Source organism: Streptomyces desertarenae (genome assembly GCF_042681365.1).
Classification (GTDB): domain Bacteria; phylum Actinomycetota; class Actinomycetes; order Streptomycetales; family Streptomycetaceae; genus Streptomyces; species Streptomyces desertarenae.
The window spans coordinates 31,357-54,510 of sequence record NZ_JBHUFU010000018.1 but is presented as its reverse complement, the minus strand read 5'-3'; the positions used below and the strand labels follow the sequence as shown (position 1 = coordinate 54,510).

Sequence of the window (23,154 nt, the reverse complement as noted above, 5' to 3'; positions counted from 1 at the left end):
GCTCCGGTGCGCCGGGACCCGCGCCGCGTCCGCCCTCCCCGCCCGCCCCGGCGGTTCAGTACCGGTAGTGCGGGTGCATCAGCGTGGAGGCGGGCAGCCCGGTGATCCGGCCCCGGCGGGCCCGCTCGGCGGAGCGGCGCAGCTCCTCCGGGCCGAAGGCGCGGAGGACCGGGCCGTCCGGGTCCAGGCCGAGGCGCGGTCCGGCGCCGTGCGAGGCCAGGACGAACCCCCAGTGGCCGGACCGCTCCGGGCCGGCCCCGGCCTGCCACCGCGCGCGGCCCGTCACGGCCGGGAAGCCGGACAGCCGCCCCCGCACCACGTAGGGCGCGGTGTGCAGGCCCGCGGCCCGCAGGGTGGCCTCCACCGTCCAGTAGGCGCGCGACCGCTCTCCGGCCGGTCCCGCGTGCACCACCAGCCGGCCCCGCTCGGCGAGCGCCTGTCCGGCCAGGCCGAAGAACTCCCTGGAGTACAGGCGGCTGTTGGCCAGGTCGCCGGGGTCGGGCAGGTCGGAGACGATCACGTCGTAGGGCCGCCGCCCGGAGCCGGGCCAGGCCCGCAGCCAGTCGAAGGCGTCACCGGTCTCCAGCCGTACCCGCGGATCGTCCAGCACCCGCCGGTTGACGCGGCTGAGCACCGGGTCGGTGCGGGCCAGCTCGACCAGGCCCGGGTCGAGCTCCACCACGGTCACCGCGTCGACCTCCGGGTGGCGCAGCACCTCGCGCAGCGCGAAGCCGTCGCCGCCGCCCAGCACCAGCACCCTGCTCCGCGGCGCCTCCGCCATCGCGGGGTGGACGAGCGCCTCGTGGTAGCGCCGTTCGTCCGCGCCGCACACCCGCAGCCGGCCGTCCAGGAAGACCCCGAAGCCGTCCTTCCACCCGGACGCGCCGGAGTGGGGGCCGTCCCCCGTGAGCACGATCTCGTGGACGCCGGTGGTCACCACCGCCCGCACCTCGCCGCCGTACACCGCCTGCCGTGCGGCCCGCTCGAAGGAGTCGGCGACGGCGGTGCAGACGATCAGCAGGGCCATCACCAGGCCGTTGACGAGCACCAGCAGGCGGCGCGAGCGCCGGGAGAGGTCGCCGCGGAACAGCCACAGCACCAGCGCACCGCCCGCGGCGGCGTTCACCATGCCGACCGCCAGGGCGCCCGTGAGCTGGCCCAGCAGCGGCAGCAGCAGGAACGGGAAGGCGAGCCCGCCGACGAGGGCCCCCACGTAGTCGGCGGCGAACAGGTCGGCCACCGCACCGCCCGCGTCCTGCTGCCGGATGCGCTGGATGAGGACCATCAGCAGCGGCATCTCCGCGCCGATGAGCACCCCGATGACCACCGAGAAGGCGATCAGCACGGTCTGGGAGCCGCCGATCCAGGCGAAGTAGGCGTACAGGGCCATCGCCGAGCAGCCGCCGAAGAGCGCCAGCAGCGCCTCGACGATCCCGAACCCGGCCGCCGCCCGGGTGCACAGCCGTTTGGCGAGCAGCGACCCCAGACCCATGGCGAAGACCATCACCGACAGCACCACGGAGGTGCGGGTGACGGAGTCGCCGGCCAGGTACGAGCCGAGCGCGACGAGTTCGAGTTCGTAGACCAGGCCGCAGGCGGCGCAGAGGAAGACGGCGACGAGGACGAGGAACCGGCCGACCCCGGCCGGCACGGGCAGCCGCGCCGGCTCCCGCGCCTGACCTCGTTCCCGCGCGTGCGCCTGCCCCCGTGCCTGCTCCGGGGACGGGGCAGGCACGGGTTCCGACCCGGTCGGTCTCGCCGGTACGGAAGCGGGCGTTTCGATCATGTCGGGAACGCTACGGGACCCCAAACCCCGCGCTTATCACCCACATGGGTGCGATGCGTCGCACGGGTGGGCGGTTCGGCGTCCGGTCCGTACCGCGGCCGCCGGCGCTCGGTGCCCGCAGCGGGCCGGGCGCCGGGCCGCGCGCCGCCGGCCCTCACACCGCCGCCGGCGCCAGCCGGGGCTCCGGCTCCCTGATCCGGCTGCCGACCCTGGTGTGCGTCACGACGAGCCGCTTCTCCTGCGGGTACGCGTGCCAGGTCCGCCAGTGCACCTGTCCGCCGCACCGCTGGACCAGCAGGGCCGTGAAGGCGTGCGGACTGCCCGGGAAGGTCCCGGCCAGGCCGTGCGGGTGGTCCGCGACGAGCGCGAGCAGTTCCTGGGCGCGCCCCGCGAAGGAGCCGCCCGAGAGCTTCTCGACGCGCGCCGCGAACGCGTACTCCCAGTCGTCGATCCGCTTGGACACCCCCAGCGGCAGCGGTGTCCTGCTGCCGGGGATGCATGCCACGGTCTCGGAGCAGGAGGGGCCGCCCTCCTGCTCCAGCAGCACCTGGTGCGAGGCGCCGAGCAGTCTGAGCTGGACCCTCGCACCGGGCAGCGCGAGGTCCAGCTTCGCCAGGGCCGGCATGGGCCCGCGCCCGAGTGCCCAGGCGAGGTCACCGGCGCGGGTGTCGGTGTACGGGGTGTTCAAAACGGTGAGCATGGGTCGGCTCCGCAACGCAGTGAGGGCAGCCGGCTCACCCCCGGATCGAGGCACCCCCGCCGGGGAGCGGAGGAGGTGTCTGTCGCCGGCTCGTGCCCCCGTGGGTCCGGGTACACCAGCCACCGAACCACGGAACACACAGGGCCTACCGGCTTTTTACCCGACTTCGTCGTTTTTCCATACCAGCGGGGGCCTGTCAGCTCATATGTTCCCCTCGTACACCGCAACCGCCGTACGGGTGAACAACCTCAGTCCCCACCTCCCCCACCGCACGACGAGCCCCCGTCCGAACCGCCGTCGAAGGCGCCGAACCATCCGCCCGACGACTCCGAACCGCCGCCTCCGGCGCCGCCCTGCCCCGCCGACCGCTTCTTCGAGGCCCCGCCCCTCACCGACACCGTCACGATCACCAGGACCAGTGCCACCACCGCGCAACCGATGACGAACCCCGCCATGGCCTCCCCCTTCGCTCGTACTCCCCCGTGTGGGGCCTGGGGCCACGATGCCCCTGCTCCCCGCGCGCCAAAGCGGAGTTGAGGAACTCCAGAGGTTGGCGGCACGAGGGGCCGCCCGCGGCTCCCCGGCCGCGGGCTGCGAGGTTGAGGAACCCCCCCGTCCGGGCGGAGGATGTCCGCCATGACAGCCACCGGACGACCGCCGCTCAACCGCCGCCTCGCCGAGTTCGGCACCACCGTCTTCGCCGAGATGTCGGCGCTGGCAACAGCGACGGGCGCGATCAACCTGGGCCAGGGCTTCCCGGACACGGACGGGCCGGAGTCAGTACGGGAAGCGGCCGTACAAGCGCTACGGGACGGGCGCGGCAACCAGTACCCGCCGGGACCCGGCATTCCGGAGCTGCGCCAGGCGATCGCCGACCACCAGCGACGCTTCTATGACCTGAGCTTCGACCCCGACACGGAAGTCCTGGTCACCGCCGGCGCCACCGAGGCCATCGCCGCCGCCCTGCTGGCCCTGGTGGAGCCCGGGGACGAGGTGATCGCCCTGGAGCCGTACTACGACTCCTACGCCGCCTGCATCGCCATGGCCGGCGGCACCCGCGTCCCCGTCACCCTGCACCCCGGCACCGACGGCGGGCGCCCCGTCTACCGCCTGGACCCGGACGAGCTGCGCGCCGCCGTCACCCCCCGCACCCGGCTGATCCTGCTCAACACCCCGCACAACCCCACCGGCACCGTCCTCACCCGCGAGGAGCTGGCCGCGATCGCCGCCCTCGCCGTCGAGCGCGACCTGCTGGTCGTCACCGACGAGGTCTACGAGCACCTGGTCTTCGACGGCGAGCACGTCCCCGTCGCCTCCCTGCCCGGGATGCGCGGGCGCACGGTGACGATCTCCAGCGCCGGCAAGACGTTCTCGTTCACCGGCTGGAAGGTCGGCTGGGTGACGGGCGCACCGGAGCTGGTGGCGGCGGTACGGTCGGCCAAGCAGTACCTGACGTACGTCTCGGCGGGGCCCTTCCAGTACGCGGTCGCCGAGGCCCTCGCCCTGCCCGACGAGTACTACACGGCGCTGCGCGAGGACCTGCGCGCCAAGCGGGACCTGCTGGCCGCCGGTCTGGAGGCGGCGGGCTTCACCGTCTACCGCCCCGCGGGCACGTACTTCGTCACCACCGACATCCGCCCGCTGGGCGAGAAGGACGGCGTCGCCTTCTGCCGCGCCCTGCCCGAGCGGTGCGGCGTCGTCGCCGTCCCCAACGCGGTCTTCTACGACCGCGCGGAGGAGGGCGCGCACTTCGTCCGCTTCGCGTTCTGCAAGCACACCGCCAAGTTGCGCGAAGCCATCGAAAGGCTGTCTGGCCTGCGGAAACACCTCTGACGGCAGGGGCCGCAGCCCTACTCCTCAGCGGACAGCGACCGGTCCGCCACGTAGTACCCGCGCCCGCTGACCACATACACCAGTCCATCCGCCCGCAGGCGGGCCAGCGCACGGGTAGCCGTGGACTGCGACACGTCGAACTCTGCTGCCAGCGCCACCGTGCCCGGCAAGCGTTCCCCAGCGCGATAGGCGCCGTCCTCAATACGACGGCGAATCTCGGCGGCAACCTGGGGCCAGTGCGGCAAAGCCCTGTCGATCTTCACTTAGTCAGCGTGCGACGGATTTACCTCTCTAGCTATCGAGGTAGTGACCTAGTCAGGTAGTCTGCGAGTCCGGTAGATGCCGGAAACACAAGCGCCCCAGGGCGGCCGGGCTAGGGCCTGTCCCTGGGGCTGACCGAAGAACGGAGCTTCGGCTGTGCGAACCATACTCGCTGCCCTTTGGGCGTGGCTCATGCCTGCCGCCGGAAAGCGCCGCGCCACCGAACCGCCGCGCTGCCCCGCCGGCGCCCCTCGCCGGAGGCTGGTGACGACTGACCGCGCCGTGCCACTCGGAACACCCGACTGCGACGAACCGCCGTTGGTCCCGGCGTTCATCCGTGCGTGGGAGCAAGAGGAACGGCGGCGGGCGCTCGATGCCGCGCTGGACGGGGTGGACCTCGGACCGGACGTGATCCACGGCGTCCGCGTAGGGGGTGCCCTGTGAGCACGGTTCGCGCGTCCTGGTGCCCGCCGGAGCACGGGCCGGCCGGCGAAGAAGTCGGGTTCGTCGGACAGAACAGCGGGCCGGGGGTCAGTGTCGTCGCCTGCCCCGACTGCGCAACGTGTCGGAAGCATCCGGCCGAGGAGGAGGAGTGACGACCGCCCCCGCTTACCACAGCGCCGATTGCCGGTTCGGCGGGCACGACACGTGCAGGGAGGGGAGACAACCCACAAGGCTCGTGGAGGGGCTGGTGTACCTCGTGTGCACGTGCCCTTGCCACACCGCGCTGGAGCGGCGCGAGGCGGCCATGAGAGCGGCGCGCGAGCAACAGCAGCGCTGACGGCGCGAGGGGCCCCGGTGGCGCAGTCGGCCGCCGGGGGTTTCCGTGCGCTGACGTCCTGGGCCGGACCCCGGGCGCGGCACGGCCCCGGACGCGTCCGGAGATCCGGTCGCACCCGGGGCCGTGGTGCCGGCGGGCCGGGGAGGTCAGCCCTCGCCGCCGTCGGAGTCGGAGTCGACGTCCTTGGCCAGGCCGAGCTGCTCGACGAGCCAGCGGTCGAACTCGACCGAGGCGCGCACCCAGCTCACCGTGCTGGAGACGAAGTGCTCCAGGGAGACGCCGACGCCGATCAGCATCTGGGCCTCACCGATGAGGCGGACGGTGCCGTCGTCGTGCGTGTGGCTGTAGACCTTCGGCCACAGCGTGCGGCGGTTCCAGTCGTCGATCAGCTCCAGCAGGCGGCTCTTCTCCTCGATCGCGTGCGGGCGGTCGTAGAACGTCCGGACGGAGAAGACCTGCTGCTCCTTCTCGCCCCGGAACATGAAGTAGGTGCGGAACTCCTCCCACGGCGCCGCGAGGTCACCCTCGTCGTCGACGACGTACTTCAGCTCCATCTGGTCCAGCAGCTGCTTGACCAGGTCCTGGTCGGGGACGATGGGCCCGGCGGGCCCCGTCGGCTGCTGCTTCTCGGGCTCCTGGCCCCCGAAGTTCGGGATCGAGGACGGGTCGATGCTCACCGTGGACTTCCCTTCATACGATTCCTGCCATCCTCCCCCACCCCGGCCCGGTCATGGCAAGCCCGGGATTCCTCCGTCGGCCGTCGGACTGACGCGATCGGCACGCGGACGGGGGAACCGCCCTCGTTCCCCGGAGGCGCCCGCCGGATGCGCGCACCGCCCGGGGCCGGACGGGCGTCCGGTCCCGGGCGGTGCGCGGCGGCGCACGGCGGCGCGGTCAGCCGCGCACCGGCTCGACGGCCAGGCCCTCCTTCTCGGGGTCGACGTCCACCCGGACGGTGTCGCCGTCGCGTACCTCGCCCGCCAGGATCCCCCGGGCGAGCCGGTCACCGATCGCCGTCTGCACCAGGCGGCGCAGCGGCCGGGCGCCGTAGGCCGGGTCGTTGCCCTCCACCGCCAGCCAGTCCAGCGCGCCGTCGGTGACGTCGAGGGCGAGCCGCCGGTCGGCCAGGCGCCGGGAGAGGGCGCCGATCTGGATCCGGGCGATCCGGCGCAGCTCCTCGCCGCTGAGCGCGGAGAAGATCACCAGGTCGTCCAGGCGGTTGAGGAACTCCGGGCGGAAGGCGGAGCGGACGGTCGCCATGACCTTCTCCCGCTTCTCCTCCTCCTTGGCCAGCGGGTCCATCAGGAACTGGCTGCCGAGGTTGGAGGTCAGGATGAGGATGGTGTTGCGGAAGTCCACCGTCCGGCCCTGCCCGTCGGTCAGCCGCCCGTCGTCGAGCACCTGGAGCAGGATGTCGAAGACCTCGTGGTGGGCCTTCTCCACCTCGTCCAGCAGCACCACGCTGTACGGGCGCCGCCGCACCGCCTCCGTGAGCTGGCCGCCCTCCTCGTAGCCGACGTAGCCGGGGGGCGCGCCGACCAGCCGGGCGACGGAGTGCTTCTCGCCGTACTCGCTCATGTCGATGCGGACCATGGCGCGCTCGTCGTCGAAGAGGAAGTCGGCGAGCGCCTTGGCCAGCTCCGTCTTGCCCACGCCCGTCGGGCCCAGGAACATGAACGATCCCGTGGGCCGGTCGGGGTCGGCGATGCCGGCGCGGGAGCGGCGCACGGCGTCGGAGACGGCGCGCACGGCCTCGTCCTGGCCGATCAGCCGCCGGCCCAGCTCCTCCTCCATGCGCAGCAGCTTCCTCGACTCGCCCTCCAGCAGCCGTCCGGCCGGGATGCCCGTCCAGGAGGCGACGACGTCGGCGATGTCGTCCGAACCGACCTCCTCCTTGACCATGGTGTCCCGGTCGTCGCGGCCGGCCTCCTCCTCGGCGGCCGAGGCCTCCTCCAGCTCGCGCTCCAGGGCCGGGATCTCCCCGTACAGCAGCTTGGAGGCGGTCTCGAAGTCACCGTCGCGCTGGGCGCGCTCGGCCCGGCCGCGCAGCTCGTCCAGCTTCTCCTTCAGCTCGCCGACGCGGTTGAGGCCCTGCTTCTCCTTCTCCCAGCGGGCGGTCAGGCCCCGCAGCTCCTCCTCGCGGTCGGCCAGCTCGCGGCGCAGCCGCTCCAGGCGCTCGCGGGAGGCCGCGTCCGTCTCGCCGGCCAGCGCCAGCTCCTCCATCTTCAGGCGGTCCACGGCGCGCTGGAGCTCGTCGATCTCCACGGGCGAGGAGTCGATCTCCATGCGCAGCCGGGAGGCGGCCTCGTCGACGAGGTCGATGGCCTTGTCCGGCAGGAAGCGGGAGGTGATGTAGCGGTCGGAGAGGGCGGCGGCGGCCACCAGCGCGCCGTCGGCGATCTGCACCTTGTGGTGGGCCTCGTAGCGGCCCTTGAGCCCGCGCAGGATCGCGATGGTGTCCTCGACGGTGGGCTCGGCCACCAGCACCTGCTGGAAGCGGCGCTCCAGCGCCGGGTCCTTCTCGATCCGCTCGCGGTACTCGTCCAGCGTGGTGGCGCCGACCATGCGCAGCTCGCCGCGGGCCAGCATCGGCTTGAGCATGTTGCCCGCGTCCATCGCCGAGTCGCCGCCGGCGCCCGCGCCCACGACGGTGTGGAGCTCGTCGATGAAGGTGACGACCCGGCCGTCGCTCTCCTTGATCTCCGACAGGACGGCCTTGAGGCGCTCCTCGAACTCGCCGCGGTACTTGGCGCCGGCCACCATCGCGCCCAGGTCCAGGGAGACCAGGCGCTTGTTCTTCAGGGACTCGGGGACGTCGCCCTTGACCATGCGCTGCGCCAGGCCCTCCACGACGGCGGTCTTGCCGACGCCGGGCTCGCCGATGAGCACCGGGTTGTTCTTGGTGCGCCGCGAGAGGACCTGCACCACGCGGCGGATCTCCTGGTCGCGGCCGATGACCGGGTCGAGCCGGCCCTCGCGGGCGGCGGCCGTCAGATCGGTGCCGAACTTCTCCAGCGCCTTGTACGTGCCCTCGGGGTCGGCGGTGGTGACGCGCCGGCCGCCGCGGCTGCGCTCGAAGGCGTCCAGCAGCCGGGTGGCGGTGGCGCCCTGCTGCTCCAGCAGGGCGCTCACCCGGCCGCCCTTGGCGGCGAGCCCGACGAGCAGGTGCTCGGTGGAGACGTAGGCGTCGCCCAGCTCCCCGGCGCGCCGCGAGGCGTCGGCGAGGACGGCCATCAGGTCGCGGTCGGGCTGCGGCCTGGCGACCGTGGAGCCCTGCACGCTGGGCAGCGTCCCCAGCAGCTGTTCGGCGCCGGAGCGCAGGGCCGCCTGGTCGGCCTCGACGGCCGCGAGCAGGTCCCGGATGTTCTCGTTGTCCTGGGCCTCCAGCAGGGCCAGGATCAGATGGGCCGGGGTGATGTCGGGGTGCCCGCCGGTGAGGGCGCGGTTGTTGGCCGCGCTGATCGCGTCCCGGCTCCTGTTCGTCAGCTCGGCGTCCACGGGTGCTCGCTCCTCCTCTGTCGCCCATTCTGCACAAAGCAGCATGCAGTAAGTTGAGTCTATTCCACTCAAGGACGGAACGGGAGGCGTCCCGGGGGTAGTTTCCGGGGCATGGAACGGCAGACCGGGCGGGAGAAGCCCCAGGACGGTACCCGGGACGGCGGCGCACCCGGCGGCGGCACGGAAGCGGTGGGGCGGGACGGCGGCACCGCGCGGCGCGGCCGGCGTGACCCGCGGCACCCGGAGGAGGCCTACCTCGCCTTCTGGCGCGAGCGGCACCTGTGCACCCTCACCACGCTCCGCCCGGACGGGACGCCGCACGTCGTGCCCGTCGGGGTGACGTACGACCCGCGGGCCGGGGTGGCGCGGGTCATCACCCGCCGCTCCAGCACCAAGGTCGCCAACGTGCTGGCCGCCGCGGACCGCCCCGGCGGCGCCCGGGTCGCCGTCTGCCAGGTGGACCGCCGGCGCTGGGCCACCCTGGAGGGCGCCGCGACCGTGCGCACCGACCCGGAGGCCGTGGCGGACGCCGAGGCCCGGTACGCCGAGCGCTACCGGCGCGTCCCGTCGCCCAATCCGGAGCGGGTGGTCATCGAGATCGCCGTGGACCGGGCGCTGGGCAGCGTCTGACCGGCCCGCCCGAAGCGGGCGGCGCACCCGCGGCACGGCACCGCCCCGCCCGGTCGCACAAGCGGGCGGGGCGGCGGTCCGGGGGGCGGGGCGCGGCGGGACCGTCGGCGGTCAGCGGCCCGCCGCCGCCAGCAGCTCCCGCGCCTGTGCGGGGAAGGGGCGGCCCAGCACCCGGCCGCGGTCGTCGCCGACGGAGACCACGGCCACCACCGTGCCGGACTGGTCCTGCGCGTCGTAGTCCTGGAGCCACGGGCCGCCGCTGGAACCCTGCGTCAGGTCGCAGGACTCCAGCAGCAGTCCGCCCACGTTCGGCTGCTGGGTGTCGCGCTCGGTCAGCAGGGTGGGGACGCCCGCGCAGTGGCCCAGCGTCTCGCCGTCGTACGGCTCCCCGGCCGGGTAGCCCAGGGCCAGCGTCCGCCGGGAGGGATCGACGGGCTCGAAGTCGACGCGGTTGGCGCCGACGGTCTCCTGGATCGTCCGCCCGTCCCGGCGCTCGACGGTCAGGAAGGCGTAGTCGTGCGGCAGGGCCTGGGGCAGCCTGCCGCTCTTCCAGGCGGGAGCCAGGTGCACCGACGTCACGCGCCAGCCGTCCCGGGCGGCGTTCGCGGTGCCGTTGCGGTCGTAGGCGGGGACGAACCAGGCCTGCTCCCAGCGGGGCTCCCCGGGGTTGTGGACGCAGTGCGCGGCGGTGACGACGACGCTCCCGTTGGGGGCGTCCACGACGGCTCCGGAGCAGGCGAGCAGCTGGCCGTCCGGGTAGCTGCCGACGAGTTTCCCGACCGTCCGCACCGTGCCGCCCGGCCACGGTGCCTGCACTCCCGCCCGGGCGGTGCCGCTCTGCTGCCCGGCCGCGGGGGCGTGCGCCGGGCCGGCCGCGGGGGCGTCCGGCGGGGCGGCGCCCAGCAGGGCGGCGGAGGTCGCGATGGTGACGAGTCCGGCTATGACAGCACGTATGTTGCCCATACCCACACGCTGCGCGCCGACGGCACGGGCAGGCCATCCGCACACCGCCGATCAGGTGGCGGACCGGCTCCGTCCGGGTGGCGGCCGGCGGGTCCGCACATACCGGGCGCCCACGCGCCGGAGGCGTACGCCCGGACGTGTGCCCCCGGACGGGTGTCCGCGCGCGGACCGCCGGAGCGCGCCGGGGCCCGGACGGCGGACCGCCCGGGCCCGGGAGACGTCCGCGGACCGGCCCCTGCGGGTCAGTCGGCGCCGCGCTGCGGCCGCCAGACCACCAGCGCGCTGGACTGCTGCACGTCCTGGTAGGGCACCAGGTCGCGGCGGTAGGAGGCGTGCACCTGCGCCTCGCGCTGGCGCATGGCCACCGCCGCGCCCTCGACCGCCTGCTGGAGTTCGGCGACCTTGGCCTGGAGGGCCGCGACCTGGTTCTCCAGCTCGATGATGCGCTTGATGCCCGCCAGGTTGATGCCCTCGTCCTGCGACAGCCGCTGCACCTGGCGCAGCATCTGGATGTCCCGGGCCGAGTAGCGCCGGCCGCGCCCGGCGGTGCGGTCGGGGGAGACGAGACCGAGCCGGTCGTACTGCCGCAGCGTCTGCGGGTGGAGCCCCGAGAGCTGTGCCGCCACGGAGATGACGTAGACCGGCGAGTCGTCCGTCAGCTCGTAGGGGTTGGCGCGCCCCCGTCCCGGGCCCTGTCGTCCGCGGCCGTAGCCGTCCATATCGGTCATTCTCCCTTCGCGGCCTCGAACAGCGCCGCCCGCGGGTCCTCGCCCGCGGTCGCCTCACGGTAGGACTCCAGCAGATCCCGTGCCTTGTCGTCCAGACCCTTCGGGACCGCCACCTCTATGGTGACCAGCAGGTCGCCCCGGGTGCCGTCCTTGCGCACCGCGCCCTTGCCGCGGGCGCGCATCGTCCGGCCGCTCGGAGTGCCGGCCGGCAGCCTGAGGGTGACCGGCGGGCCGCCCAGGGTGGGCACCTTGATCTCGCCGCCGAGCGCCGCCTCCGGGAAGGTGACGGGCACGGTGACCGTCAGGTTGTCGCCCTTGCGGCCGAAGACCGGGTGGGGCTCGACGTGGACCACCACGTACAGGTCTCCGTTCGGTCCTCCGCGCTCGCCCGGCGCGCCCTTGCCGCGCAACCGGATCCGCTGGCCGTCCGAGACGCCCGCCGGGATGCGGACCTGCATCGTGCGCGAGCTGGTCGCCCGGCCGCTGCCCTTGCAGACGTCGCACGGGTTCTCGGCGATCAGGCCCCGGCCCTTGCAGTCCACGCACGGGTCGGTGAGCGAGAAGCCGCCCCCGCCGCCGCGGCTGACCTGGCCGGTGCCCACGCAGGTCGGGCAGACCCGCGGGGTGCCGTTCCTGTCACCGGTGCCCGAACACGCCTTGCACGCCGCCGAGCTGGACATCCGCAGCGGGACCGTGGCCCCGTCCGCCGCCTCGGTGAAGCTGAGCGTCACCTCGGACTCGATGTCCTGGCCGCGGCGCGGCTGGGTGCGCGCACCGGGCCCCCGGCCGCCGAACAGGCCGCCGAAGACGTCGCCGAGGCCGCCGCCGAAGCCGCCCGCGCCGCCGCCTCCGCCCTGGGCGCCCCCGAAGAGGTCGCCCAGGTCGAAGTTGAAGCCGCCGGGGCCGCCCGCCGGGCCGGGGCGGAAGCCGCCGGCGCCGAACAGGGCGCGCGCCTCGTCGTACTCCTTGCGGCGCTTGGGGTCACCGAGGACGTCGGCGGCCTCGGAGATCTCCTTGAAGCGCTCCTCGGCCCGCGCGTCGCCCTTGTTGGCGTCCGGGTGGTACTCGCGGGCGAGCTTCCGGTACGCCTTCTTGATCTCCGCCTCGGTGGCGTCCTTGGGGACGCCGAGGATCTTGTAGTAGTCCTTCTCCACGAAGTCCTTCGTACTCATCCCCGGCGTCCCTCCTCTCGGTCTTCCCTCGCGTCAGCCCTGCTCCGGGCCACCGCTCTCCTCATCAGCTGCCGTCTCCGCCTGCTGGTCCCCGTCGCCCTTGGCGGGCTGGGCGCCGGGCTGCGGCTCGGCGACCCCGACCCGCGCGGGGCGGATCGTGCGCTCGCCGATGCGATACCCGGGCTGGAGGATCTGCACGCACGTCGTCTCGGTGACGTCGGGCGAGTACGAGTGCATCAGGGCCTCGTGCACCGTCGGGTCGAAGGGCTCGCCCTCCTTGCCGAACTGCTGCAGGCCCATCTTGGCCACGACCGTCTCCAGCGACTCGGCCACCGACTTGAAGCCGCCGACCAGCTCGCCGTGGTCCCGCGCGCGGCCGATGTCGTCCAGCACCGGAAGCAGCTCGGTGAGCACGTTGGCCACCGCGATCTCCTTGACCGCCACCCGGTCCCTCTCGACCCGGCGGCGGTAGTTGGAGAACTCCGCCTGGAGCCGCTGGAGGTCCTGGGTGCGCTCGTTGAGCGCGGTGCGCGCCTGGTCGAGCTGCGCGGTCAGCGCGGTCCGCTCGGCATCCCCGGCCGGGGCCTCCGGGCCCGCCTCGTCGGCGGGACCGGAGGTCTGCGCGGCGTCACCGGACTGCTGCTCGGGCTGCTGCCCGCCGTGCTCCGCGGAGTCGGTGGGGACGTCGGGCTCCTGCTCGAAACCCGGGGTCTCCTCCGTCACGCTGCATCACCCTTGTTCGACTTGTCGTCGTCGACGATCTCGGCGTCCACCACGTCGTCGTCGCCGTCGGCCCTGGCGCCGGAGGCGCCGGCGGCACCGCCCGCGGCCTGCTGGCCCTGGGCGTCGGCGTACAGCGCCTGGCCCAGCTTCTGGCTGGTGGAGGCGACCTTCTCCGACGCCTCGCGGATCGCGGCGGTGTCCTCTCCCTTGAGCTTCTCCTTCAGGTCGGCCACCGCGGCTTCGACCTCGCTCTTCACGTCACCGGGAACCTTCTCCTCGTTGTCCTTGAGGAACTTCTCGGTGGTGTAGACGAGCTGCTCGGCCTGGTTGCGCGTCTCGGCGGCCTCGCGGCGGCGGTGGTCCTCCTCCGCGTACTGCTCGGCCTCGCGCATCATGCGCTCGATGTCGTCCTTGGGGAGGGCCGAGCCGCCGGTGACGGTCATGCGCTGCTCCTTGCCGGTACCGAGGTCCTTGGCGGAGACGTGCATGATGCCGTTGGCGTCGATGTCGAAGGTGACCTCGATCTGCGGGACGCCGCGCGGCGCCGGGGGCAGGCCGGTCAGCTCGAACATGCCGAGCTTCTTGTTGTACGCGGCGATCTCGCGCTCGCCCTGGTAGACCTGGATCTGCACCGACGGCTGGTTGTCCTCGGCGGTGGTGAAGATCTCCGAGCGCTTGGTCGGGATCGTGGTGTTGCGCTCGATCAGCTTGGTCATGATGCCGCCCTTGGTCTCGATGCCGAGGGACAGCGGGGTGACGTCCAGCAGCAGGACGTCCTTGACCTCGCCCTTGAGCACGCCGGCCTGGAGGGAGGCGCCGATGGCGACGACCTCGTCCGGGTTGACGCCCTTGTTGGCCTCCTTGCCGCCGGTCAGCTCCTTGACGAGCTCGGCGACGGCGGGCATGCGGGTGGAGCCGCCCACGAGGACCACGTGGTCGATCTCGGAGAGCTGGATGCCGGCGTCCTTGATCACGTTGTTGAACGGGATCTTGCAGCGCTCCAGCAGGTCCTGGGTCAGCTGCTGGAACTGGGCCCGGGTGAGCTTCTCGTCCATGTGCAGCGGGCCCTCGGCCGACGCCGTGATGTAGGGCAGGTTGATGGTGGTCTCGGTCGAGCTGGAGAGCTCGATCTTCGCCTTCTCCGCCGCCTCGCGCAGGCGCTGGAGGGCCATCTTGTCCTTGGACAGGTCCACGCCGTGGGCGTTCTGGAACTGCTTGACCAGGTAGTCGACGATCCGCTGGTCCCAGTCGTCGCCGCCGAGGTGGTTGTCGCCGTTGGTGGCCTTCACCTCGACGACGCCGTCGCCGATCTCCAGCAGCGAGACGTCGAACGTACCGCCGCCGAGGTCGAAGACCAGGATGGTCTGGTCCTCCTTCTCCAGGCCGTAGGCCAGGGCGGCGGCGGTGGGCTCGTTCACGATGCGCAGGACGTTGAGGCCCGCGATCTCGCCGGCCTCCTTGGTGGCCTGGCGCTCGTGGTCGTTGAAGTACGCCGGGACGGTGATCACGGCGTCGGTGACCTTCTCGCCCAGGTAGGCCTCGGCGTCGCGCTTGAGCTTCTGCAGCACGAAGGCGCTGATCTGCTGGGGGTTGAAGTCCTTGCCGTCCAGGTTGATCTTCCAGTCGGTGCCCATGTGGCGCTTGACCGACCGGATCGTCCTGTCCACGTTGGTGACGGCCTGGCGCTTGGCCACCTCGCCGACCAGCACCTCGCCGTTCTTCGCGAAGGCCACAACGGACGGCGTGGTCCTGGCGCCCTCGGCGTTGGTGATGACGGTGGGCTCACCGCCTTCGAGAACACTGACGACGGAGTTCGTCGTACCCAGGTCGATGCCGACCGCACGTGCCATTTCGGGTTCCTCCAGCCATGCCTTGAGTAGATCCGGCTCAAGAGTGCCGCAGGAGCAGGGCCAGCGTCAAGAGAGGTGAGTCGCCCTGGCTCAAGTCTCCTCCCGCACAACGGCTCATGGGCGGACGCCCGCCCCCGGCCTCCCGGTCAACTCCCCCCGGCCGCCGGGCCGCTGGGCCTCACCGGTGCGGTCCGGCAGCCTCCCGCGGCTCCCGCGGTCCCGGGCGGCCGCGGCCGCCCCACCGCTCCCCCGGACGGGCTCGAACTCGACGACGAGGACGGCCGCGTCGTCGCGCAGCCCCCGCCCGGTGTGCCGGTCCACGGCCTCCAGCAGCAGCTGCGGCAACCGGTCCACCGGCGCTCCGCCCAGCTCGGAGAGGGTGGGGGCCAGCGGGAAGAAGCGGCCGTCCTCGTCGCGCGCCTCGTCGATCCCGTCGGTGTAGAGCACCAGCCGGTCGCCGGGGCCGCACCGGGGGTGGGAGGTCTGGCCCCAGCCGTCGGCCCGGTCCTCGGTGAAGCGGTGCACCAGGCCCAGCGGCGGCAGCGGCTCCACCTCCAGCGGCAGGCAGCCGGCGGGGGTGAGCAGCAGGGGCGGGGGATGCCCCAGGTCCACGACGCGCATCCCGGTGGCGTCGATCTCCATCAGCACGGCGGTGACGAACAGCTCCTCCCCCTCCTCGCCCCCCATGTCCTCCGCGCACCGGGCCACCGCGCGCGAGCAGCGGCCCGCCACCGTCGTCAGCGCCTCCTCGTAGTGGGCCGCCTCCCGGAAGGCGCCCAGCACCACGGCGGCCGTGCGGATGGCGGGCAGGCCCTTGCCCCGCACGTCGCCGACGATCAGCCGGGTGCGGTCGCGGCCGGCCACGACCTCGTACAGGTCACCGCCGATCAGCGTGTCGGTCTCGGCGGCGCTGTAGCCGGCCGCCAGCCGCAGCCCGTGCGCGCGCGGCGGCACCGGGGAGAGCAGGGCCAGCTGGGCGGCCTCGGCCACCTGCCTGATCCGCACCAGCTGCCCCTCGCGCCGCTGCCGGGCCGTGCTCGCCACCAGCGCGGCGAGGCCCACCACGGCCAGTGAGACCAGGACGGTCGGGGCGTTGCCGTCGTCGCTCCCCCGGCCCGGGCCGGGCAGGGTCAGGGCGCCCACGGCCAGGGCGGCGGCGGTGACGGCCAGCACGTCGCGGGAGCGCCCACGGATGGCGGCGAGGGCGGGCACCGGGGAGAGCAGCGGACCGGCGCGGACCACGTGCCCGCCGAGCCCGTCGGCGAGCTGGACGGCGGCCACCGCCACGACGAGCAGCCAGGGCAGGAGCAGCCAGATCCACCTCCACCCCCACAGCCGCCCCCACAGCCGCTCCCAGGAGGCCGGGGCGGCGCGGGCGGGCCCTGCGCGCAGAGGGCGCATGGGGGGACTTCCTCTCCCTGCCGCGAGAACCGAACTCATCCCTTTTTACAGCATTTCTCAGCAATTAAGCAGATGCGAGGGTCTATAGGATGGACTCCCCCGCCTCCCCCGCGTCCGCCCCGGGCCCCCGCGGCCCCGCTCCGGACGCCCGGGGAAGGCCCGGGGACGGCCCGCCCGGCAAGGGTCGCCTCAGCGACGCAGATCACCGTGTGAGTGGCTACAGACGGCCGCTGTCAGTGGGTAGTCTCGTACAGATCGGATAAGTTACCGCTTAGTAAGCTTGCAGCAGCAGGCACCGCCCCCGCAGGTTCGAGGAGCCGTCATGCAACTCGCCGCGATCGTCGTCTCGCTGGTACTCACCGCGGTCGGCGTTGCGCTCTTGGCCCGCGCCGTCGCGCAGATCTACCGGTTCGTGAGGCTCGGCCAGCCGGTGCCGGCGGGCAGCCGCACCGACGACCCGAAGCAGCGGACGATCACCCTGGTCAAGGAGTTCCTCGGCCACACCCGGATGAACCGGTGGGGGATCGTCGGCTTCGCGCACTGGTTCGTCGCGATCGGCTTCCTGACCCTCCCGCCGACGCTGGCCCAGGCCTACGGGCAGCTCTTCCGAGCCGACTGGACCCTCCCGGTCCTCGGCGGCTTCCTGCCGTTCGAGATGTACATCGAGTTCATCGGCCTGGCCACGGTCCTCGGCATCCTCGTGCTGATGGCGATCCGGCTGCTCAACCTGCCCACCCGCCCCGGCCGCAAGTCCCGCTTCGCCGGCTCGACCGCCTGGCAGGCCTACTTCGTCGAGTACGTCATCCTCACCATCGGCCTGGCGATCCTGGTGCTGCGCGGCCTGGAGGGCGCGATCCACCACGTCGACGGCTACGAGGCGGCGTACTTCGTCTCCTACCCCCTGGTCGCGGCCTTCGACGGGCTGGACGCCGGCACCCTGCAGAACCTGGTCTACCTCACCGCGATGGTCAAGATCGGCACCTCGATGATCTGGATGATCACGGTGTCGCTCAACACCGCCATGGGCATCGCCTGGCACCGCTTCCTGGCGTTCCCCAACATCTGGTTCAAGCGCCGGGCCGACGGCGAGGTGGCGCTCGGCCCCCTCCAGCCGATGACGTCGGGCGGCAAGCCGATCGACTTCGAGGACCCGGGCGAGGACGACGTCTTCGGCGTCTCCCAGGTCGAGCAGTTCTCCTGGAAGGGCATCCTCGACTTCTCCACCTGCACCGAGTGCGGCCGCTGCCAGTCGCAGTGCCCCGCCTGGAACACCGGCAAGCCGCTCTCCCCGAAGCTGCTGATCATGTCGCTGCGCGACCACGCGCACGCCAAGGCCCCCTACCTGCTCGCCGGCGGCGGCAAGACCGCGGAGGGCGAGGAGAAGGCCGGCGAGGAGCAGCTGAGGGACGTCCCCGCCGCCGCCCTGGCGGAGGCCGAGCGCCCGCTGGTCGGCACGCTGGAGGAGAACGGCGTCATCGACCCGGACGTGCTGTGGTCCTGCACCACCTGCGGCGCCTGCGTCGAGCAGTGCCCCGTCGACATCGAGCACGTCGACCACATCGTCGACATGCGCCGCTACCAGGTGATGATCGAGTCCTCGTTCCCGTCCGAGGCGGGCACGATGCTGAAGAACCTGGAGAAGAAGGGCAACCCCTGGGGCCTGGCCAAGAAGCAGCGCCTGGAGTGGACCAAGGAGGTCGACTTCGAGGTGCCGGTCGTCGGCAGGGACATCGAGGACCTGTCCGAGGTCGACTACCTGTACTGGGTCGGCTGCGCCGGCGCCCTGGAGGACCGCGCCAAGAAGACCACCAAGGCCTTCGCCGAGCTGCTGCACATCGCGGGCGTGAAGTTCGCGATCATGGGCGGCGACGAGAAGTGCACCGGTGACTCCGCCCGCCGGCTGGGCAACGAGTTCCTCTTCCAGCAGCTCGGCCAGGAGAACGTGGCCATGCTGAACATGGCCTTCGGCGAGGACGAGGACGAGGGCGTCACCGTCGAGCGGTCCAAGAAGAAGATCGTCGCGACCTGCCCGCACTGCTTCAACACGATCGCCAACGAGTACCCGCAGCTCGGCGGGCACTACGAGGTCGTCCACCACACCCAGCTGCTCCAGCACCTCGTCGACGAGGGGAAGCTGGTGCCGGTCACGCCGGTCGAGGGCCTGATCACCTACCACGACCCGTGCTACCTGGGCCGCCACAACAAGGTCTACACCCCGCCGCGCGAGATCATCGGCCGCGTGCCGGGCCTGCGCAACGAGGAGATGCACCGCCACAAGGAGCGGGGCTTCTGCTGCGGCGCCGGCGGCGCGCGGATGTGGATGGAGGAGCGCATCGGCAAGCGCATCAACACCGAGCGCGTGGACGAGGCCCTCTCCCTCAACCCGGACATCGTCTCCACCGCCTGCCCGTTCTGCCTGGTGATGCTGACCGACTCGGTCAACGGCAAGAAGAACGAGGGCACGGCCAAGGAGAACATCCAGGTGGTGGACGTGGCCCAGCTCCTGCTGGAGTCGGTCAGGACCCCCGCCGAGCCGGAGGGCACCGCCGGCGCGGAGTCCGCCCCCGAGCCCGAGCCCGCCCGGTAGCCGCGGACGGCTCCCCGCACACCGGCGACGGCCGGCCCCGGAGGCGGGGCCGGCCGTCGCCGTGTGCGGCCCCGCCGCCCGCCCCCGGCCGCACGCACCGGGCATAGGGGAAAGATCAGGAGGCTTCTCCGGGCCGTACAACCCCCGCGCCGCCCCGCCGGTCTCCTGTACGCCACCACAGCGTGAATCCACGGCCAACTCCAGGTGAAGCGCGTGGCCGACGTCCCTCCCGCGGGCGCCAGCGGGCGCCCCCCCCCGGTGCAACAGAAGGGTTTTCCGCGTGCCCCAGCGCTTCCGCACATCCCTGGCCGCCGCCACCGTCGCCGCCCTGGCCGGCGGCCTGCTGGCCGCCACCGCCGCCCCGGCCGCCGCCGAGGGGGACCGGCCGGTCTCCGACTTCAACGGCGACGGCTACCGCGACCTCGCCGTCTCGGTGCCCGGCGCCTCCGTGGACGGCCGGGAGGCCGCGGGCCAGATCGTCGTCCTGTACGGCTCCGCCCAGGGCATCACCACCACCTCCAAGCGGGCCGTCATCAGCCAGAACAGCTCCGGCATCCCCGGCGTCGCCGAGGCCGGCGACCAGTTCGGCCTCGACCTCGCCGGAGCCGACTTCGACGGCGACGGCTACACCGACCTCGCCACCGGCACCCCGTCCGAGAAGATGGGCGACGACGTCGACGGCGGCATGGTGCAGATCATCTGGGGTTCCCCCTCCGGCCTGACCTGGGCCACCACCGTCACCGACCCCGCCCCCTACTCCCACGACCGCTTCGGCGCCGTGCTGGAGGCCGGCGACTTCGACGGCGACGACCGGCCCGACCTGGCGATCGGCACCAACTCCTCGCTCATCCGCGTCCACCGCGGCGGCTTCGGCCGGACCGAGGGCCAGACCGGCGGCGTCTACGGCGTCCGCCCCGCCATCCTCGGCGGTGAGGGCGCCGGCCCGAAGAACCTCCACGCCGGCGACGTCAACGGCGACGACATCGCCGACCTCGTCGTGGACGGCTACGAGAGCGAGACCAGTGACGGCGAGTACCACTGGAACGCCAACTACTACGTGCCCGGCTCCGCCTCCGGCCTGACCGCAGGCGGCCAGCACAAGCTCCCCGCCGGCCTCATCACCGACATCGGCGACCTCGACGGCGACGGCTACGGCGACATCGTCATCGGTCTGGCCTTCGACCCGGACAGCGGCGTCCCCGGCAGCCGCAACGGCGGCCTGGTCAACGTCATCCACGGCTCCGCCTCCGGCCCCACCGGCGACCGGGAGGCCTTCACCCAGGACTCCCCCGGCGTCCCCGGCGGCTCGGAGTGGGGCGACGGCTTCGGCTCCGAACTGGACCTGGGCGACGTCAACGGGGACGGCCACCTCGACCTCGCCGTCGGCGCCCCCGGCGAGACCCTGGGATCGGCCGAGTCCGCCGGTGCGGTCGTCGTGCTGTACGGCGCGGCGGACGGCTCCGGCATCACCGGCTCCGGCTCCCGGTTCGTCGAGCAGAACTCCCCCGGCGTCCCCGGGGCCAACGAGTCCGGCGACTGGTTCGGCTCCGACCTCCACCTCGCGGACCTGAACGGCGACGGCAACGCCGACCTGACCGTCGGCTCGGCCGGTGAGGACCAGCAGGACGGCGCGGTCACCGCCCTCCGCTCCGACGGGACGGGGACCGGCTTCGCCGGCGGGCACTTCCTGTCCGCCGGAACCGTCGGGATCTCCAGGGCGGGCACCCCGCGCTTCGGCATCAACTTCGAGGGCTGACCCGCACGGCGCACGCGGAACGGGCGCGGGGCCCGGCCGGTCCGGCCGGGCCCCGCGCCCGTTCCGGCGGAGCAGGCCCCGCCCCGCCGTACAGCCCTCCGCACCACCCCCTTCCGGTTGTCCCCACTCCCGGCCGGGGGCAGGCACCACCGGGTCCCCCTAGGAGATGTCACATCTCGGCGGCAAAGCCCCCTCCGCGCCCCGGCCCGCGGCACCGCACCCCGCCGGACGCGGTACGTTCGAGGACGTGGCTGGATTCAGGATGGGACGCGGCCGGGACCCCCGGAACGCACAGCAGCATGGGCAGTACCCCCCGCAGCAGGCGCCCGGTCCGTACGGGCAGCCGCCGTACGGGCCCTCCGGGCAGCCCGGCCCCGGCGGAGGCCCGACACGCCCCGGGCAGCCCCCGTGGCGCCAGGGCGGCGACGGGCACGGCGAGCCGGAGTACTTCGGCGATCCCGGCCACGGCGGCCGCGGGTACCCGGGGCACGGGCACCCCGCCGGGCGCGACCCGTACGCCGACAACCCCGGGCACACCCAGGTCTTCAGCCTCGGCGAGGCCCCCGACCACGGCGCTCCGGCCCCCTCCCGTCCGGGCGGGGACGGCTACGGCGACGGCAGCACCTACGGCGCCGGGCAGCCGGCCCCCGCGGGACCGCGGCTGCACTGGAAGCAGCTGCTGAGCGGGATCGTGCTGCGGCCCGACGCCACCTTCTGGCAGATGCGCGACCACTCGGTGTGGGGCCCCGCGCTGATCGTCACCTTCGTCTACGGCCTGCTCGCCGTCTTCGGCTTCGGCGAGGCCCGCGAGGACGCGATCAACTCCACCCTCTCCAACGCCATCCCGTACGTGCTGGTCACCGGCTTGGCCGTGGTGGTGTCCGCCCTGCTGATGGGCGTGGTCACCCACACCCTGGCCCGCCAGTTCGGCGGCAACGGCCTGTGGGCCCCGACGACCGGCCTGTCGATGCTGATCATGTCGATCACGGACGCCCCGCGGCTGCTGCTGGCGATGTTCCTGGGCGGCGGCGCCTCGGCGGTGCAGGTCGTGGGCTGGATCACCTGGCTCGCGGCGGGGGCGCTGCTGACGATGATGGTCCGCCGCTCCCACGAGCTGCCCTGGCCCAAGGCGCTGGGCGCCTCCGCCGTCCAACTGGTGGCGCTGCTGGCGCTGTTCAAGCTCGGCACGCTGTAGACCGCCGGGGGGCCGGGGCCCCGCCCCGCACCCCGCACACGCGGGAGCCCCGCGGTCCGGGACGACCGGACCGCGGGGCTCCCGCGTGCACGCACCGTCCGACGGCCGCCCTCAGGCGTCGAGGACCTGGCCGTCCCTGCGCACCACCGGCGGCTCCACGGACCACGGGAAGTTGATCCAGCGGTCCGTGTACTTCCACACGTACTCGCACTTCACCAGCGACTGCGGCTTCTCGTAGACCACCGCGGACCGCACCTCGGCCACGTGCTCGGAGCAGAAGTCGTGCACCAGCTTCAGCGTCTTGCCGGTGTCGGCGACGTCGTCGGCGACCAGGACCCTCTTCTCGCTCAGGTCCACGACGTTCGGCACCGGCGGGAGCATCACGGGCATGTCGAGCGTCTCGCCCACGCCGGTGTAGAACTCCACGTTCATCACGTGCAGGTTCTTCACGTCGAGGGCGTAGCCGAGCCCGCCCGCGACGAACAGCCCGCCGCGTGCGATGGACAGGATCATGTCCGGTTCGTACCCGTCGTCCGCGACGGCCTGCGCCAGCTCCCGGATGGCCTGCCCGAACAGCTCGTAGGTCAGGTTCTCCCGCTCTTCGCCCGTGGCACCCATGTGCGTCCCTCTCCTCGCTCAGACCTGCGTGCGGTGGAAGTTCAGGTAGGAGCGCGAGGGCGTCGGCCCGCGCTGCCCCTGGTACCGGGAGCCGTAGCGGGCGGAGCCGTACGGGTGCTCGGCGGGGGAGGTCAGCCGGAACATGCACAGCTGACCGATCTTCATCCCGGGCCAGAGCTTGATGGGCAGCGTCGCCACGTTCGACAGCTCCAGCGTCACGTGCCCGGAGAAGCCGGGGTCGATGAACCCGGCCGTGGAGTGCGTCAGCAGGCCCAGCCGTCCCAGCGAGCTCTTGCCCTCCAGGCGGGAGGCGATGTCGTCGGGGAGCGTGACGACCTCGTACGTCGAGGCCAGCACGAACTCGCCCGGATGCAGGATGAACGGCTCGTCCCCCTCGGGCTCGACCAGCCGGGTCAGGTCCGGCTGCTCGGTCGCGGGGTCGATGTGGGGGTAGCGGTGGTTCTCGAAGACCCGGAAGAAGCGGTCCAGTCGCACGTCGATGCTGGACGGCTGCACCATCGCCGGGTCGTACGGATCGATCCTCACTCGCCCGGCGTCGACCTCGGCGCGGATGTCCTTGTCTGAGAGAAGCACGCACCGAGGGTACAGACCGCGGGCCCGGCGCCTGCGCACCGGGCCCGCGTGCCCGCTCCCGCCCCGGCTGCCGCACCG

The 23,154-nt window shown here is 73.0% G+C and carries 19 protein-coding genes; 5 read left to right on the top strand and 14 right to left on the bottom strand.

The genetic code is table 11. The features are described 5' to 3' along the window. Positions 1–55 precede the first annotated feature (55 nt). From ACFSJS_RS24005 to ACFSJS_RS23995, 3 genes are all read right to left on the bottom strand, one after another. Positions 56–1,786, bottom strand: coding sequence for a polyamine aminopropyltransferase (locus ACFSJS_RS24005; protein ID WP_380903834.1), 1,731 nt, complete (start codon positions 1,784–1,786; stop codon positions 56–58). A 154-nt stretch (positions 1,787–1,940) separates the two neighbouring features. Next, a complete protein-coding gene (locus ACFSJS_RS24000) occupies positions 1,941–2,486 on the bottom strand; it encodes a DUF2617 family protein (protein WP_380903832.1) in 546 nt (181 codons plus the stop codon). A 248-nt stretch (positions 2,487–2,734) separates the two neighbouring features. Next, positions 2,735–2,941, bottom strand: coding sequence for a hypothetical protein (locus tag ACFSJS_RS23995; protein ID WP_380903830.1), 207 nt, complete (start codon positions 2,939–2,941; stop codon positions 2,735–2,737). A gap of 181 nt (positions 2,942–3,122) precedes the next feature. Between ACFSJS_RS23995 and ACFSJS_RS23990 the strand changes: the two genes are divergently transcribed. Then, positions 3,123–4,319 (top strand): pyridoxal phosphate-dependent aminotransferase, encoded by a 1,197-nt coding sequence (locus ACFSJS_RS23990; RefSeq protein WP_380903828.1) that lies wholly within the window; start codon positions 3,123–3,125, stop codon positions 4,317–4,319. A 17-nt stretch (positions 4,320–4,336) separates the two neighbouring features. On the opposite strand, the gene ACFSJS_RS23985 is transcribed toward ACFSJS_RS23990, so the two are convergent. The 3 genes from ACFSJS_RS23985 to clpB all read right to left on the bottom strand — a co-directional run bounded on the left by ACFSJS_RS23985 (position 4,337) and on the right by clpB (position 8,859). Further along, positions 4,337–4,582, bottom strand: coding sequence for a winged helix-turn-helix domain-containing protein (locus ACFSJS_RS23985; RefSeq protein WP_380903826.1), 246 nt, complete (start codon positions 4,580–4,582; stop codon positions 4,337–4,339). A gap of 925 nt (positions 4,583–5,507) precedes the next feature. Next, complete coding sequence (locus ACFSJS_RS23980) at positions 5,508–6,038, bottom strand: YbjN domain-containing protein (protein WP_380903824.1); 531 nt, start codon at positions 6,036–6,038, stop codon at positions 5,508–5,510. Between the two features lie 217 nt (positions 6,039–6,255). Further along, positions 6,256–8,859: an ATP-dependent chaperone ClpB gene (clpB, locus tag ACFSJS_RS23975; protein WP_380903822.1), complete on the bottom strand. Its 2,604-nt coding sequence runs from the start codon at positions 8,857–8,859 to the stop codon at positions 6,256–6,258. Between the two features lie 189 nt (positions 8,860–9,048). Here clpB and ACFSJS_RS23970 point away from each other — a divergent pair, with 189 nt between their 5' ends. Next, positions 9,049–9,489, top strand: coding sequence for a pyridoxamine 5'-phosphate oxidase family protein (locus tag ACFSJS_RS23970; RefSeq protein ID WP_380903920.1), 441 nt, complete (start codon positions 9,049–9,051; stop codon positions 9,487–9,489). 111 nt (positions 9,490–9,600) lie between these two features. Here the strand turns inward: ACFSJS_RS23970 and ACFSJS_RS23965 are convergent, their stop codons facing one another. The 6 genes from ACFSJS_RS23965 to ACFSJS_RS23940 all read right to left on the bottom strand — a co-directional run bounded on the left by ACFSJS_RS23965 (position 9,601) and on the right by ACFSJS_RS23940 (position 16,326). After that, positions 9,601–10,452 carry a trypsin-like serine peptidase gene (locus ACFSJS_RS23965; protein WP_380903820.1) on the bottom strand — a complete coding sequence of 284 codons (852 nt, stop codon included), beginning with the start codon at positions 10,450–10,452 and terminating at the stop codon, positions 9,601–9,603. Positions 10,453–10,694: 242 nt separating this feature from the next. After that, complete coding sequence (locus ACFSJS_RS23960) at positions 10,695–11,171, bottom strand: heat shock protein transcriptional repressor HspR (protein ID WP_380903918.1); 477 nt, start codon at positions 11,169–11,171, stop codon at positions 10,695–10,697. Between the two features lie 5 nt (positions 11,172–11,176). After that, positions 11,177–12,352, bottom strand: coding sequence for a molecular chaperone DnaJ (gene dnaJ, locus ACFSJS_RS23955; RefSeq protein ID WP_380903818.1), 1,176 nt, complete (start codon positions 12,350–12,352; stop codon positions 11,177–11,179). Positions 12,353–12,385: 33 nt separating this feature from the next. Then, positions 12,386–13,075 carry a nucleotide exchange factor GrpE gene (gene grpE / locus ACFSJS_RS23950; protein WP_380903816.1) on the bottom strand — a complete coding sequence of 230 codons (690 nt, stop codon included), beginning with the start codon at positions 13,073–13,075 and terminating at the stop codon, positions 12,386–12,388. Beyond that, positions 13,072–14,925: a molecular chaperone DnaK gene (dnaK, locus tag ACFSJS_RS23945; RefSeq protein ID WP_380903814.1), complete on the bottom strand. Its 1,854-nt coding sequence runs from the start codon at positions 14,923–14,925 to the stop codon at positions 13,072–13,074. Before dnaK ends, grpE begins: the two co-directional genes overlap by 4 nt. 114 nt (positions 14,926–15,039) lie before the next feature. Further along, the gene (locus tag ACFSJS_RS23940) at positions 15,040–16,326 is read right to left on the bottom strand and encodes a PP2C family protein-serine/threonine phosphatase (protein WP_380903812.1); all 1,287 of its coding nucleotides are present in this window, start codon (positions 16,324–16,326) and stop codon (positions 15,040–15,042) included. A gap of 322 nt (positions 16,327–16,648) precedes the next feature. Here ACFSJS_RS23940 and ACFSJS_RS23935 point away from each other — a divergent pair, with 322 nt between their 5' ends. The 3 genes from ACFSJS_RS23935 to ACFSJS_RS23925 all read left to right on the top strand — a co-directional run bounded on the left by ACFSJS_RS23935 (position 16,649) and on the right by ACFSJS_RS23925 (position 21,864). Further along, the gene (locus tag ACFSJS_RS23935; protein WP_380903810.1) at positions 16,649–18,913 is read left to right on the top strand and encodes a heterodisulfide reductase-related iron-sulfur binding cluster; all 2,265 of its coding nucleotides are present in this window, start codon (positions 16,649–16,651) and stop codon (positions 18,911–18,913) included. A 280-nt stretch (positions 18,914–19,193) separates the two neighbouring features. Further along, on the top strand, positions 19,194–20,669 hold the full coding sequence (locus tag ACFSJS_RS23930) for a VCBS repeat-containing protein (protein ID WP_380903808.1): 1,476 nt from the start codon (positions 19,194–19,196) through the stop codon (positions 20,667–20,669). A 166-nt stretch (positions 20,670–20,835) separates the two neighbouring features. After that, complete coding sequence (locus ACFSJS_RS23925) at positions 20,836–21,864, top strand: Yip1 family protein (protein ID WP_380903806.1); 1,029 nt, start codon at positions 20,836–20,838, stop codon at positions 21,862–21,864. A gap of 111 nt (positions 21,865–21,975) precedes the next feature. Here ACFSJS_RS23925 and ACFSJS_RS23920 read toward each other — a convergent pair whose 3' ends face one another. Together ACFSJS_RS23920 and dcd are read right to left on the bottom strand one after the other, a co-directional pair. Beyond that, positions 21,976–22,482 carry a phosphoribosyltransferase gene (locus ACFSJS_RS23920; protein ID WP_380903804.1) on the bottom strand — a complete coding sequence of 169 codons (507 nt, stop codon included), beginning with the start codon at positions 22,480–22,482 and terminating at the stop codon, positions 21,976–21,978. 18 nt (positions 22,483–22,500) lie between these two features. Next, positions 22,501–23,076 carry a dCTP deaminase gene (dcd, locus tag ACFSJS_RS23915; protein WP_380903802.1) on the bottom strand — a complete coding sequence of 192 codons (576 nt, stop codon included), beginning with the start codon at positions 23,074–23,076 and terminating at the stop codon, positions 22,501–22,503. Between the last annotated feature and the right edge of the window lie 78 nt (positions 23,077–23,154).

Bases quoted from the DNA above. Each gene is read 5' to 3' on its own strand.
- ACFSJS_RS24005 (WP_380903834.1), bottom strand. From the start codon at position 1,786: ATGATCGAAACGCCCGCTTCCGTACCGGCGAGACCGACCGGGTCGGAA.
- ACFSJS_RS24000 (WP_380903832.1), bottom strand. From the start codon at position 2,486: ATGCTCACCGTTTTGAACACCCCGTACACCGACACCCGCGCCGGTGAC.
- ACFSJS_RS23995 (WP_380903830.1), bottom strand. From the start codon at position 2,941: ATGGCGGGGTTCGTCATCGGTTGCGCGGTGGTGGCACTGGTCCTGGTG.
- ACFSJS_RS23990 (WP_380903828.1), top strand. From the start codon at position 3,123: ATGACAGCCACCGGACGACCGCCGCTCAACCGCCGCCTCGCCGAGTTC.
- ACFSJS_RS23965 (WP_380903820.1), bottom strand. From the start codon at position 10,452: ATGGGCAACATACGTGCTGTCATAGCCGGACTCGTCACCATCGCGACC.
- ACFSJS_RS23960 (WP_380903918.1), bottom strand. From the start codon at position 11,171: ATGGACGGCTACGGCCGCGGACGACAGGGCCCGGGACGGGGGCGCGCC.
- dnaJ (WP_380903818.1), bottom strand. From the start codon at position 12,352: ATGAGTACGAAGGACTTCGTGGAGAAGGACTACTACAAGATCCTCGGC.
- dnaK (WP_380903814.1), bottom strand. From the start codon at position 14,925: ATGGCACGTGCGGTCGGCATCGACCTGGGTACGACGAACTCCGTCGTC.
- ACFSJS_RS23940 (WP_380903812.1), bottom strand. From the start codon at position 16,326: ATGCGCCCTCTGCGCGCAGGGCCCGCCCGCGCCGCCCCGGCCTCCTGG.
- ACFSJS_RS23935 (WP_380903810.1), top strand. From the start codon at position 16,649: ATGCAACTCGCCGCGATCGTCGTCTCGCTGGTACTCACCGCGGTCGGC.
- ACFSJS_RS23925 (WP_380903806.1), top strand. From the start codon at position 20,836: ATGTCACATCTCGGCGGCAAAGCCCCCTCCGCGCCCCGGCCCGCGGCA.
- ACFSJS_RS23920 (WP_380903804.1), bottom strand. From the start codon at position 22,482: ATGGGTGCCACGGGCGAAGAGCGGGAGAACCTGACCTACGAGCTGTTC.